Annotated in this window: 13 protein-coding genes; 4 read left to right on the top strand and 9 right to left on the bottom strand. The window is 60.6% G+C overall.

The genetic code is table 11. The features are described from left to right. Positions 1 to 48: 48 nt before the first annotated feature. The 9 genes from QA648_RS22970 to QA648_RS22930 all read right to left on the bottom strand — a co-directional run bounded on the left by QA648_RS22970 (position 49) and on the right by QA648_RS22930 (position 8652). Complete coding sequence (locus QA648_RS22970; RefSeq protein ID WP_283053819.1) at positions 49 to 1275, bottom strand: dihydrolipoamide acetyltransferase family protein; 1227 nt, start codon at positions 1273 to 1275, stop codon at positions 49 to 51. A gap of 3 nt (positions 1276 to 1278) precedes the next feature. Continuing rightward, a complete protein-coding gene (locus QA648_RS22965; protein ID WP_283053818.1) occupies positions 1279 to 2292 on the bottom strand; it encodes an alpha-ketoacid dehydrogenase subunit beta in 1014 nt (337 codons plus the stop codon). Positions 2293 to 2294: 2 nt separating this feature from the next. Next, complete coding sequence (locus tag QA648_RS22960) at positions 2295 to 3527, bottom strand: thiamine pyrophosphate-dependent enzyme (protein WP_104827005.1); 1233 nt, start codon at positions 3525 to 3527, stop codon at positions 2295 to 2297. A 65-nt stretch (positions 3528 to 3592) separates the two neighbouring features. After that, complete coding sequence (locus tag QA648_RS22955) at positions 3593 to 4720, bottom strand: acyl-CoA dehydrogenase family protein (protein WP_283053817.1); 1128 nt, start codon at positions 4718 to 4720, stop codon at positions 3593 to 3595. A 305-nt stretch (positions 4721 to 5025) separates the two neighbouring features. Further along, on the bottom strand, positions 5026 to 6036 hold the full coding sequence (locus QA648_RS22950; protein ID WP_104827007.1) for a LacI family DNA-binding transcriptional regulator: 1011 nt from the start codon (positions 6034 to 6036) through the stop codon (positions 5026 to 5028). Positions 6037 to 6169: 133 nt separating this feature from the next. Further along, entirely contained in the window at positions 6170 to 6502 is a 333-nt protein-coding gene (locus QA648_RS22945) for a hypothetical protein (protein WP_283053816.1), read from the bottom strand. Further along, the gene (locus tag QA648_RS22940) at positions 6499 to 7386 is read right to left on the bottom strand and encodes an NAD(P)-dependent oxidoreductase (RefSeq protein WP_283053815.1); all 888 of its coding nucleotides are present in this window, start codon (positions 7384 to 7386) and stop codon (positions 6499 to 6501) included. Before QA648_RS22940 ends, QA648_RS22945 begins: the two co-directional genes overlap by 4 nt. Continuing rightward, positions 7383 to 7865: a gluconokinase gene (locus QA648_RS22935; RefSeq protein WP_283053814.1), complete on the bottom strand. Its 483-nt coding sequence runs from the start codon at positions 7863 to 7865 to the stop codon at positions 7383 to 7385. The genes QA648_RS22940 and QA648_RS22935 overlap by 4 nt, the downstream gene beginning before the upstream one ends. A 28-nt stretch (positions 7866 to 7893) precedes the next feature. Further along, the gene (locus QA648_RS22930) at positions 7894 to 8652 is read right to left on the bottom strand and encodes an SDR family oxidoreductase (protein WP_283053813.1); all 759 of its coding nucleotides are present in this window, start codon (positions 8650 to 8652) and stop codon (positions 7894 to 7896) included. A gap of 99 nt (positions 8653 to 8751) precedes the next feature. Between QA648_RS22930 and QA648_RS22925 the strand changes: the two genes are divergently transcribed. The 4 genes from QA648_RS22925 to QA648_RS22910 all read left to right on the top strand — a co-directional run bounded on the left by QA648_RS22925 (position 8752) and on the right by QA648_RS22910 (position 13018). Further along, positions 8752 to 9699 carry a 2-hydroxyacid dehydrogenase gene (locus QA648_RS22925; RefSeq protein ID WP_283053812.1) on the top strand — a complete coding sequence of 316 codons (948 nt, stop codon included), beginning with the start codon at positions 8752 to 8754 and terminating at the stop codon, positions 9697 to 9699. Positions 9700 to 9709: 10 nt separating this feature from the next. Continuing rightward, a complete protein-coding gene (locus QA648_RS22920) occupies positions 9710 to 10741 on the top strand; it encodes an L-idonate 5-dehydrogenase (protein ID WP_283053811.1) in 1032 nt (343 codons plus the stop codon). Between the two features lie 59 nt (positions 10742 to 10800). Continuing rightward, entirely contained in the window at positions 10801 to 11691 is an 891-nt protein-coding gene (locus QA648_RS22915; RefSeq protein ID WP_283053810.1) for an SMP-30/gluconolactonase/LRE family protein, read from the top strand. A gap of 358 nt (positions 11692 to 12049) precedes the next feature. After that, positions 12050 to 13018: an MBL fold metallo-hydrolase gene (locus QA648_RS22910; protein ID WP_283053809.1), complete on the top strand. Its 969-nt coding sequence runs from the start codon at positions 12050 to 12052 to the stop codon at positions 13016 to 13018. Positions 13019 to 13126 lie beyond the last annotated feature (108 nt).

The raw sequence follows: 13126 nt of genomic DNA, 5'->3' as shown, positions 1-13126 counted from the left end.
AACCAACGGCTCTGCATACGACAAGAGTTTCGAACCCCTTCGATGATCTCAGCCTTCGATGAAAATGAGCGCCGGTGTTTCGAGCAGTGTGCGGACGCGCTGCACGAAGGTCGCCGCATCCCAGCCGTCAATGATGCGATGATCGAAGCTGGATGAGAGATTCATCATCTTGCACGGCACGAACTGCGTGCCGTCCCAGACCGGCCGCGTGGCGATCTTGTTGACGCCGATAATCGCCACCTCCGGATGATTGATAATTGGCGTGGAGACGATCCCGCCGAGCGCGCCGAGCGAGCTGATGGTGATCGTCGAGCCGGAAAGCTCCTCACGCGTTGCAGTCCCGGATCGCGCCGCCTCTGCCAGCCGGTTCATCTCAGCGGCGCAATCCCAGATACCGCGTGCTTCCGCATGCCGCATGACAGGCACGGTCAAACCCGCCGGCGTCTGTGTTGCGATACCCATATGGACCGCGCCATAGCGTGTGACGATGCCGGCTTCGTCGTCAAAAGTGGCGTTGACATTGGGCTGCTGGGAAATGGCCTTCACCACCGCCTGTACCAGGAAAGGCAGAACCGTGAGTTTCGGATGATCCGCCTTGCGGTCAGCGTTCATGATGGCACGCAACTCCTCGAGCGAGGTCATGTCCACCTCCTCCACATAGGTAATGTGAGGAATACGCGAGGCGGAAAGTGCCATTTTCTCGGCGATCCGGCGGCGCAGTCCGGTCAACTTGATCTCTTCGGTCGCAGTCTTCTGGGTAAGGCCGTCCATTGACATCGTGGGAGCGGCTCCGTGGTTCAAAAGTTGCTCGATATCCTCTCGCAGGATACGGCCCGCTGGTCCGGTCCCCTGCACTTGTGCGAGGTCGATGCCGCTTTCCTTGGCGAAGAGCCGCACCGGGGGTGCGGCAAGCGGCTTTTCGGTCCGCGGCGTCACAGGATCCGACACTGCTGGAGCAAGCTTCGGAAATTCCGCCGTCGACACTTCGGCAGTCGTCTGTGCGATCTCTGCGGACCGAGCCCCGCCGGCATCTCCAGTCGTTTCGATCCGCACCAGCGGAGCCCTCACCGCGATACGCTCTCCGACCTCACCGGCAAGCCAGGTGACGATGCCGTTGACAGGAGACGGGATTTCTACGGTGGCCTTGTCCGTCATGACGGCTGCAATCACCATGTCCTCGCGAACAGGATCTCCTGGCTTCACGAACCACTCGACCAGCTCGGCCTCGGCGACTCCCTCCCCCACATCAGGCATCTCGATGACAAATTCGCCCATGGCTCAGGCTCCCATGACTTCGGTAAGCGCCCGCCCGAGACGGCCAGGACCTGGGAAGTAATCCCACTCCTGCGCATGCGGATAGGGCGTGTCCCAGCCGGCAACGCGCACGACTGGCGCCTCCAGATGGTAAAAGCAATATTCCTGCACCAGCGCGACGACCTCGGCGCCAAAGCCCGAAGTCAGCGTTGCCTCATGCACGACGACACATCGCCCTGTCTTCCGGACCGAATTGATGATCGTATCCAGATCAAGCGGCAGCAGACTTCGGAGGTCGATCACTTCGGCATCGATGCCGGCATCCTCGGCCGCGGCGAGCGCCACATGCACCATCGTACCGTAGGCAATCACAGTCACCGCCGAGCCTGCGCGCCGGATCTCAGCCTTGCCGATAGGTATCGTATAGTGGCCGTCAGGCACCTCTCCGAGATCATGTTTAGACCAAGGCGTCACAGGCCGCTCGTGATGGCCGTCAAAGGGGCCGTTATAGAGCCGCTTCGGCTCCAGGAACATTACCGGATCCGGATCTTCGATCGCAGCAATCAGCAGGCCTTTGGCGTCATAGGGATTGGATGGCACGATCACCTTTAGCCCGGAGACATGGGTGAAGAGCGCCTCCGGGCTCTGACTGTGCGTCTGGCCGCCAAAGATGCCGCCGCCTGTCGGCATGCGCACGACGATCGGACAGGTAAAATCGCCGTTGGAACGGTAGCGGATACGAGCCGCCTCCTGGGTTAGCTGGTCATAGGCCGGATACATGTAATCGGCGAACTGGATCTCGACACAGGGCTTCAGGCCATAGGCGGCCATGCCGATCGCCGTGCCGACGATGCCCGATTCGCTTATCGGCGTGTCGAAGCAGCGCGTCTTGCCATATTTTGCCTGAAGCCCCTGCGTGCATCGGAAAACGCCACCGAAATAGCCTACATCCTCACCAAAAACGACGACATTGTCATCCTGCGCCATCGAAACGTCCATGGCGCTACGCACCGCCTCGATCATCGTCATCCTGGCCATTCTCAGTACCCTGCCTTCTGCCGCTGGCGCCGGATGTGCGGCGGCATCTCGGCATAGACGCCTTCGAAAATGTCCCGAACCGAAGGCTTGCCGCCCGCATGCAACGTGCCGTGCTGCTCCGCCTGGCGCTGGGCCTCCATCACTTCGTCCATGATTTCAGCTTCTGCCTGCACATGCCGCTCTTCAGACCATGTGCCCCTGACGATCAGATGTTTCTTCAACCTCAGCACGGGATCGCCAAGTGGCCAGGCCTCCGATTCCGTCTTCGGACGATAAGCATTCGGATCGTCCGAGGTCGAATGCGCCCCGACACGATACGTCACATATTCGATCAGCGTCGGCCCGAGATTGCGCCGGGCACGCTCAGCTGCCCAGCAGGCAACGGCATGAACGGCGAGATAGTCGTTTCCATCGACTCTCAGCGCGGGAATGCCGAAGCCGAGGCCGCGGGCGGCGAACGTTCCGGAGCCGCCGCGCGCGATGCCCTGAAAAGTGGAGATCGCCCACTGATTGTTGACGATGTTGAGAATGACGGGTGCCTTATAGGTCGAGGCGAAGACGAGCGCTGAATGGAAATCGGATTCCGCCGTCGAGCCATCGCCGATCCAGCCCGCGGCGATGCGGCTGTCATTCTTGATTGCCGAGGCCATGGCCCAGCCCACGGCCTGCACATACTGAGTGGCGAGGTTGCCGGAGATGGTAAAGAATCCGTGCTCCTTGGAGGAATACATGATCGGTAGCTGCCGCCCGTGCAGGGGATCGCTCTCGTTCGAGTAGATCTGATTCATCATTTCGACCATCGGATAATCGTCGGCAATCAGAAGACCTGCCTGACGATAGGTCGGAAAATTCATGTCTCCCTTCTTGAGCGCCTTGCGGAAAGCACAACTGACAGCCTCCTCGCCGAGATGCTGCATGTAGAAGGACGTCTTGCCCTGCCGCTGAGCCATCAGCATGCGGGCGTCGAATGCGCGCAGCTTCATCATGTTGCGAAGGCCGGTCAGCAACTCCTCATCGGAGAGCGTGCCAGCCCAGGGACCGACCGCCTCGCCCTCGCGGTTCAGCACGCGGATGATGGAATAGGCAAGATCACGGATCTCCTCGGATGCGACATCTACTTCCGGCCGCGGCACGGAACCGGCTTTGGCGATCTTGACGTTGGAAAAGTCTGGCTGGCCGCCCGGGCGGACGGCGGGTTCGGGGACATGCAGAGCCAATTGAGAAGAATCCACCATGTCTAGTCTTTCCTCCTGCGCCGGCCTTGCTCCTCTCCTCCAGAAGCGGGGGCCGCATGTGGTTCTCACAGATTGCGGGCGATCACCATGCGCTGCACGTCGCTCGTTCCTTCATAGATTTGACAGATGCGCACATCGCGATAGATGCGCTCGACCGGGTAATCGGCCATGTAGCCATAGCCGCCATGTATCTGGATGGCGTCGGAGCAGACGCGCTCCGCCATTTCCGAGGCAAAGAGCTTCGCCATCGAGGCTTCCGACAGGCAGGGCAGCCCGGCTTCCCTTAAGGAGGCGGCGTGAAAAACGAGTTGCCGGGCCGCCTCGATCCGCACCTTCATGTCGGCAAGGCGGAATGCGACAGCCTGATGTTCGATGATCGCCTTGCCGAAGGCCGTGCGCTCGCGAGCATAGTCGCGCGCCGCCTCAAAGGCCGCCCGCGCCATGCCGACTGCCTGAGCCGCAATGCCGATCCGGCCGCCCTCGAGATTGGCGAGTGCTATGCGGTAGCCTTCGCCTTCTGAACCGAGCCTCAACTCGATCGGAACGCGCACGCCATTGAAGGCGATCTGGCAGGTGTCAGAGGAATGCAGCCCAAGCTTTTCCTCTACGCGGATCACCTCATAGCCTGCGATGTCCGTCGGAACGATGAAGGCAGTGATGCCTTTTTTGCCGGCGCCAGGGTCGGTAACGGCAAAGACGATGATGACATGGCCGTTCTTGCCCGAGGTGATGAATTGCTTGGCCCCATCAAGTACATAATGATCGCCATCGCGCCTTGCCCTGGTCTTCAGGTTCGAGGCATCAGAGCCAGCCTGTGGCTCGGTGAGCGCGAAGCCGCCAATCCATTCGCCGCTCGCCAGTTTCGGCAGGAAGCGCTGCCGTTGCTCCTCGGTACCGAACTTCAAGATCGGCACGCAGCCGACCGAGCTATGCACGCTCATGATCGTGGAGCACGTGCCGTCACCTGCGGCAATCTCCTCAAGCGCCATGGCATAGGCGACGACACCCGCATCCGACCCGCCATAGGCTTCCGGTACCAGCATGCCGAGCAAACCCAGTTCGCCCATCTCCTTCAGTTCTTCGCGCGGGAAGAGATGCTCCCGATCACGCTTGGCTGCGCCTGGCGCCAGGCGCTCGCGGGCAAAGTCGCGGGCAAGATCGCGAATCTGCTGCTGGAGTTCGGAAAAGATCATCTGTTCCTTCCCTTTCCGCTCGCGCTGCTTGGTTGCGACAGCGGTCGCCTGTTGTAGCCGCCACGGGTCTTATCAAGGAGATAGGGCGCTTTCGTCGTGCTTTCCATGCCCCCGCAACGACAACCGAGGCGAACATTTCGTTGACCTTGGTGGCTCACGTGGATTGCCAAGAGTTCCGGAATCTTCCGGCGGGAGGGAGCAGTTCTTCCCCAAACGGATTGGGACCGCAATCGATTGCGTGCAATTCAACGGTTCCGCAATACCTTCAGGCGTTGCTCTTTTTCGGCGAGCCTATCAGCAAGAATTTATCGGCTGCTGTCGCGTACAATCAGTTCGGGCGAGATCCTGACATCGACGCCCTCGTTGCCGTCAAGGATATCGAGGATCAAACGCGCGGTCTTTTCTCCGATTTCCCGTGCGAAGGCATTGATCGTGGTCAGCGTGGGTACGCAGACTTCGCCGATCTCGTAATTGCCGAACCCGCCAATCGCAAAACGTTCCGGGACGGGAACGCCCAAACGACGACACTCGGTCAGCGCGCCATAGGCCGCAAGGTCGGACACGCAGACGACCGCCTCAGTATCCGGATAGGTTTCGATCAATTTCGCCATAGCATTGGCGCCTTCGCGCATCGAAATGGGCGGCAGGCCGGCGGCGATCAGGCGCGATGCATCAAGCCCATGCGCTTGCATGGCGGCAGAGAAGCCGACCCGCCGCTCACTACCGCGCGTATCGCGCCCGACATCACCGCCGATGAAGGCGATGCGGCGATAGCCGGAGCGGACGAAGTGGTCCACCATGTCGCGAACGGCACCGGCGTTGGAAAATCCGACGTAATGGTCGATCGGTTCGGCGGGAATATCCCAGGTCTCGATCACGGGGATATTGATCGTTTCCAACAGACGTCGCCCGCGTTCCGTATGCTTGCCGCCGGTCACGACAATTGCCTGCGGCTTGCGGCGCAAGAGCTGCTCGATGAGCCGCTCCTCCTCCTGCGTGTTGTAGTTCGTATAACCCAACAGGATCTGCATGTCGCGCGCGGCGAGCGTATCGGAAAGTCCGCCGACGGTATCGGCGAAATTGGCGTTGTTGATCGAAGGAATCGTAACCGCGACGAAACCGGACTTCTGTGAGCGCAGGTTGGAGGCCGTGCTGTCGAAAACGTAACCGAGATCCTCGGCAGCCTGGAGGATGGCCTCTCTTCTCTCCTTACTGATCAGACTGTCGGCCTTGAATGCACGCGACACCGTCATCGGGGAAACCCCCGTCACTCGGGCTACGTCTGCCATGGTCGGCGGTTTGCGATTTTTGCTCATCTATGGCCCGTGTTATCGTTACCATGAGAGTAATATGCCTTTACTTCGAATGGCAAGAGGAACCCTTCGCCATCCCGAAATGAAAATGCGGAGCCTTTCGGCTCCGCATCCAACTCGTCAGCGCAGAATGAGTTCAGAGCGCGAATTCGTGGGCGACCGTGACATGGTGATGAATACGCCCTTCAAAGAACCGGGACAGGACGGCTTCGGTCGCCGCGCGGGCTTCCGCACGAACAGGGCTCGCGAGCGCGGCTTCCACCGTAGCCAAGTCCGGATAGTTGACGGCGAGTATCATCGGATATTCCGGTGCACCTTCGTCTCGTGCTTCGGCGAAGGTCACCCGCACATCGAGAGCACCGGGAAATTGCTTCCATTTCGGCAGGATGGTCTCCATCACCGCGTCGCGAAATGCGGCCGCCTCGCCGTCCTTAACCTTGCCTTCGAATAATGCGTATCGGGTAATCATTCGGCGATCTCCTTGTTCGGCCCCTTGAAAAATTCCATCAATGCGGCCTGGTCCTCGCCGCCGAGGCCGGCTGCCGTCAGCATGCGGTGCACTTCAGCGCAAACGGCCGTCAGCGGCATGGCGGTGTTGGTGCGCCGGGCGAGATCCTGTGCACCGTTCAGATCCTTGACCATGTTGTCGATGCGGCCTGTGCGGCGGTAGTCTTTGGCGACGTAACGCGGCATGTATTCCTGGAGAATGGCGCTGTCGGCTCGCCCCCCTTTCAGCGCCTGCGGGATCTTGGCCGCATCAACGCCGGCATCGAGCGCCAGTTGGGTTGCTTCCGCGACAGCGAGAAAGTTCAGCGCGCAGAGCACCTGATTGATCAGTTTCGTGGTCTGACCGGCGCCGGGCGGGCCCATATGGGTGTAGTTCGAGGCGACATGTCGAAGGACCTCATGCGCATCCTTGACGTCCTCATCGCGGCCGCCGGCCATCAGTGTCAATTCGCCGATCAGAGCCTTTGGCGCACCGCCGGAGAGCGGGCTATCCACCCATCGCAGACCCTTTTCTTGCGCGTCCGCGGCCAGCGCCTTGGTCGCATCGGGATCGATGGAGGACATGTCGATAATCAGCGTTCCGGGCTTGGCGCCCTCGGCAACGCCGCCGGGGCCGAAGACCGCGGCACGCACGATCCGTGGCGAGTTCAAGCTGAGAATGACATAGTCCGATACCGAAGCCGCTGTGGCAGCGCTCACCGCGGCACTGGCTCCCTTGGCAGTGAGTGCGGCCACCTTTTCCTTGTCGAGATCGAAGACCGTCAGATGATTTCCCGTCTCCACAAGTCGCGCGCCGATGGCTCCGCCCATCGCGCCTGCGCCGATCAGCGCAATTTTGCTGCTCATAGCTCTTCCTCCTCCAACGCGGCGATAATAGCCGCTATGACCGTATCAAACGGTTGATCGATATCGACGGTGATTGCCTGCTCGGCCGGTCCAGGCGGCTCAAGTGCAGCGAACTGGCTTTCGAGCAAGGCGGCCGGCATAAAATGCCCCTGCCGCGCTTGCAGGCGAGCGGCAATTACTTCCTTTTTTCCAGCAAGATGAATGAAGCGCACAGGCCCTTCGACCGCCGCACGGATCTTGTCGCGATAAGTCTGCTTCAGTGCTGAACACCCAATCAGCACCGTTTCCTCCGCTTGCGCAAGACAGTCCCCGACACTGTTCAGCCAAGGCCATCGATCCGCATCGGTGAGCGGCACACCCGCGCTCATCTTGGCGACGTTTGCCGCCGGATGAAGGTCGTCGCCATCGATGTAGATGCCGGACAGACGATAGGCGAGCGCTGCGCCAACAGACGACTTGCCGCAGCCGGAAACTCCCATGATGACGAACCGTCGCGGCCGCACGGCCTCAGAGTGACGCTGTGATACCGCCGTCGACATAAAGCACGTGCCCGTTGACAAAAGAGGATGCTTCGGAGGCAAGGAAGATACAGGCGCCGACCAGTTCTTCGACCCGTCCCCAGCGCCCGGCCGGCGTGCGCTTCTGAAGCCATGCTGAGAAATCGGCATCGGCGACCAGCGCCGCATTTAATGGCGTGTCGAAGTAGCCTGGTGCGATGGCATTGCATTGCAGTCCGTATTTCGCCCAATCCGTCGCCATGCCCTTGGTGAGATTGCCGACTGCGCCTTTGGTTGCCGTATAGGGTGCGATCGAGGGCCGCGCCAGCGCAGTCTGGACGCTGGCAATATTGATGATCTTGCCGGCGCCACGTTTGATCATGTGGCGAGCGACGGCCTGACCGACGTTGAAAACACTTGATATATTGGTTCGAAGAAGCCGTTCGAACGCATCTGCCGGAAAATCTTCGAGCGGCGTGCGGAACTGCATGCCTGCATTGTTGACCAATATGTCGATGGCGCCGGTTTTGGCTTCGAAATCATCTACGGCATGCCGCGCAGCCTCGTGATCCGTCGCGTCGAATGGCAGGATGTGGACTGTGCCGTCAAACAGAGCCGCGGCTTTCTTCAGCTTTTCCACGTCGCGGCCATTGAGCACCAGCTCGGCGCCCGCGGCCGCCAGTCCTTGGGCAAGAGCCAGGCCGATGCCTTGCGACGAACCCGTCACAAGCGCGCGCCGCCCTTTTAGATCGAAGAGGCCAAGAGACACGATTTTCTCCTTTTTTCATCTCGACAAATGCCGGTATGCTTGTTTATGTTATCGATAACATCTGGTGTCAAGGCCAGTATCAAGGGAGGAAACGAAAAGATGGAAAAGCCCACTATCCTGCAGGTAGGCCCCTATCCGCAATGGGATCAGGAACCCCTCGACGCGGCGTTTCATGTCCACCGCTATTTCGCGGCCGAGGACAAAGCTGCGCTTCTGACGGAGGTCGGGCCATCGGTAAGGGCAATTGCCACGCGCGGCGAACTCGGTGCTAACAGGGCCATGATCGAAGCCTGCCCCAACCTCGAACTGATTTCGGTCTATGGCGTCGGCTTCGATGCGGTCGATCTTGGGGCCTGCCGGGAGCGAGGCGTTCGCGTGACGAATACCCCCGACGTTTTAACCAACGATGTTGCCGATTTAGGTGTCGCCATGATGCTCTGCCAATCGCGCGGCATGCTCGGCGCCGAGACATGGGTGCGAGATGGAAGCTGGGTCGGCAAGGGCCTTTATCCGTTGAAGCGGCGTGTATGGGGACGGCGGGCCGGCGTTCTGGGCCTTGGCCGGATTGGCTTCGAGGTCGCCAAGCGGTTGAAAGGCTTCGACATGCAGATCGCCTACTCCGACGTCGAAGCGAAACCTTACGCAAACGACATGGAATTCGTCGCCGATCCGGTTAAACTTGCAGAGCAATCCGATTTTCTTTTCGTGACGCTGGCGGCCTCTGCCGCGACACGCCATATCGTGGGACGGCAGGTCATTGAAGCGCTCGGTCCGGAAGGCATGCTGATCAACATATCGCGCGCCTCCAACATCGATGAGGAAGCGTTGCTGGATGCTCTGGAGACGGGCAAGCTCGGTTCGGCGGCGCTCGATGTCTTCGAAGGCGAGCCGAAGCTCAATCCGCGTTTTCTGGCGCTGGACAATGTGCTTCTGCAGCCCCACCATGCCTCGGGCACGATCGAGACACGCAAGGCCATGGGCCAGCTTGTCCGCGATAATCTGACCGCCCATTTTGCCGGTCAGCCGCTGCCCACCCCCGTTCTTTGAGGAGAAAGACATGAAGGCCATCGTCGCTCACGCCGCCAAGGATTTGCGGATCGAGGAGTATCCGGACGAAGAGCCGGGTGCGGGCGAGGTCAAGCTGCGGCTCGCCACGGGCGGTATCTGCGGCAGTGACCTGCATTACTATAACCACGGCGGCTTCGGCACCGTGCGCCTGAAGCAGCCGATGATCCTGGGACATGAGGTCAGTGCTACGGTCCTGGCCCTTGGCGCCGGCGTTCAAGGGCTCGAAGTCGGCCAACTCGTCGCCGTTTCCCCGTCGCGCCCCTGCCGGACCTGCCGCTATTGCCAGCAAAGCTTGCACAATCAGTGCCTGAACATGCGCTTCTACGGCAGCGCCATGCCTTTCCCGCATATTCAGGGCGCATTCCGCGAAATATTGGTTGCCGATGCCATTCAATGCGTCCCCGCCGACGGCCTCACGGCCGGCGAAGCGGCGATGGCCGAACCGTTGGCCGTCACCCTGCACGCGACGAAGCGCGCCGGCGAAATGCTGGGCAAGCGGGTTCTCGTCACCGGCTGCGGACCGATCGGCGTCTTGTCCATCCTGGCCGCCCGCCGGGCCGGTGCAGCGGAAATCGTTGCAACCGATCTCTCAGACTTCACACTTTCGCTTGCCAAGGAAGCCGGCGCGGACCGGGTCATCAATACGAAGGAAGAACCGGAGGCGCTTAGCGCCTATTCGGCCGACAAAGGAACCTTCGATGTTCTCTATGAATGCTCGGGGGCTGCCGCCGCTCTTACCAGCGGGATCGCGGCGCTCAGGCCGCGCGGGATCATCATACAACTGGGTCTTGGAGGCGACATGACGTTGCCGATGCAGACTATCACCGCCAAGGAACTGGATCTGCGCGGCTCATTCCGCTTCCATGAGGAATTTGCCACGGGCGTTGAATTGGTGCGCAAGCGCCTGATCGATGTCAGGCCGCTGATCACCCATTCCGTGCCGCTCGCGGACGCCATCGGCGCTTTCGAGATCGCCTCGGACCGCAGCCGAGCCATGAAGGCGCAGATCGTATTCTCCTGAGACACGGCTCGCCGGTCGATCAATGCCTTGATGCAGCATGATGAGAGGTAATGTAAGAGATGTCGTTTTTCGAAATCATCGATCCGGCTTTCGGCCGGTTCGTCCTTGGCAATGCGCCCGTCAAACAAATCGCCAGCGGATTTGATTGGGTTGAGGGGCCCGTCTGGTTCGGCGACCTGAATTGCCTCCTTTTTTCCGACATTCCGAACAATCGCATTATGCGGTGGATCCCGGGTGTCGGCACGAGCGTCTTCCGCGAACCATCGAACTTCGCCAACGGCCACACGCGCGATCGGCAAGGCCGTCTCGTAAGCTGCGAGCACGGCAGCCGGAGCGTGACCCGCACGGAATTTGACGGCTCCATCACGGTGATCGCCGAGCGCTATCAGGGCAAGCGGCTGAATTCGCCGAACGACGTCATCGTGGCTTCCGACGGCGCCATCTGGTTTACCGACCCGCATTACGGCATCGCCACGGATTACGAAGGATACAAAAGCGAGCAGGAATTGCCTTGCAATGTCTATCGCGTCGATCCTTCAGGTTCGATCGCAGCCGTGCTCACCGATTTCAATTGCCCGAACGGGCTGGCGTTCAGCCCGGATGAAAAGAAGCTTTATGTTGCAGACACCGGCCGTATGCACACCGACGATCCACGTCATATTCGCGTCTTTGACGTCGCAGAAAATTGGCGCCTGACCGGCGGCGATGTCTTTCATGCAATCTCGCCAGGGTGTGCGGACGGGATGCGGATAGACAGCGACGGCAATCTTTGGTCCTCGGCCGGCGACGGCGTCCATTGCATCGCGCCGGACGGACATCTGCTGGGTAAGCTCCTCGTCCCCGAAACCGTCTCCAATCTCTGTTTTGGCGGACGTGGCAAACACAAGCTCTTCGTCACGGCGACCACGAGCGTTTACGCGATTTCGCTCAACAGACGCGGAGCGTTTTGATTGAGACGCCCATGAGGGCGTGGGGAAGGCGGTCGAGGTGGAGGAATAGCAACTGCTCCTGACCATCCTTCCTGCTCGAAACAGCATTTAGAGAGTGTCGCGGACATCGAAGACACCGAGCGGCTTTGAACCAACGCCGAGCGCGGGGCACCGTTGGGCGGGCGAATGCGTCTGCTCCTTCATCCCAGCTCTTCCACACCAAATCTTCGCTGCGATCCGCTGAGGGTACAGCCTGCCCTGTCCTCAGGTGTAGCCTTCCCTCTCCCTTGACCCGATCGATTGCCAATTCGCTTCAACATAGAGTCCGCGACGTGGCTCGTAGCCGACACGTCTCGTTCACGCAAAATAGGAGCGCATCATGTCGCAGGCAGAAACAAAACCCCGCACGATTGGTCAGCAGGAAACAAAAATGAGATTGGATAACGCATCTCAACCCGTCAAATCGGGCCCCGATGATCTGGTTCCGTCGCGCTATGCGGTGCGGATCGGCGAGATTGACGTACTGGTGGTCAGCGATGGGGTGCTACCGCTCCCGACCACGATGCTGGGACATAATGCCGAGGCGGCCGACCGCGCGGCCTGGCTGAACGATATGTTCCTGCCGCCGGACGCTTTCGACTGGTCGCTGAACGTGGTCCTGGTACGCAGCGGTGGGAAGACCATCCTCATCGACGCCGGGCTCGGGTTGGACCCGAACTTGAACCTGCCGCGGGCCGGTCAGTTGATCAAGCGATTGGAGTCCGCCGGTATCGATCTTGCGTCCGTGACCGACGTGGTGCTGACCCATATGCACATGGACCACATTGGCGGCCTCCTCGTCGAGGGGGTGAAGGATCGCCTGCGTCCGGACCTGCGAATCCACGTGGCTGCCGCCGAGGTCAAGTTTTGGGAGGCGCCCGACTTCAGCCATGTCGCCATGCCGCCAGGCTTCCCGGACGCGCTTCGGGCGACCGCCAAGCGCTTTGCAGAAGAGTACCGCAGCCATTTCCGGCTGTTTGATGATGAATATGAGGTGGCACCAGGGGTGATCGTCCGTCGCACCGGCGGCCACACCCCCGGCCACAGTGTAGTCCGCCTGGCATCCGGCGGCGATCGGCTGACATTTGCCGGCGACGCCGTGTTCGCGGTCGGCTTCGAACACCCCGACTGGTACAACGGCTTCGAACATGACCCCGAAGAGGCCGCCCGCGTCCGCGTCCGTCTTTTGACAGAGCTGGCGACGACCGGCGAACAGTTGGTCGCTACGCATTTGCCCTTCCCGTCCGTCGGCCGGGTGGCAATCGACGGCGATCACTTTCGCTGGGTACCGGTCTTCTGGGACTACTGACCCGCTTGCCGGGTTGGGGCCAAACTAGACGGCCGCATGCGTTTGAATATCCGGCGATCGCTGCCTCGCAGAGATCGCCGCCAGCTTCGGCTTCGGCGACCCAACAAT

Source organism: Rhizobium sp. CB3171 (assembly GCF_029714265.1).
GTDB lineage: Bacteria > Pseudomonadota > Alphaproteobacteria > Rhizobiales > Rhizobiaceae > Rhizobium.
This window is presented reverse-complemented; position numbering and strand designations above follow the sequence as displayed.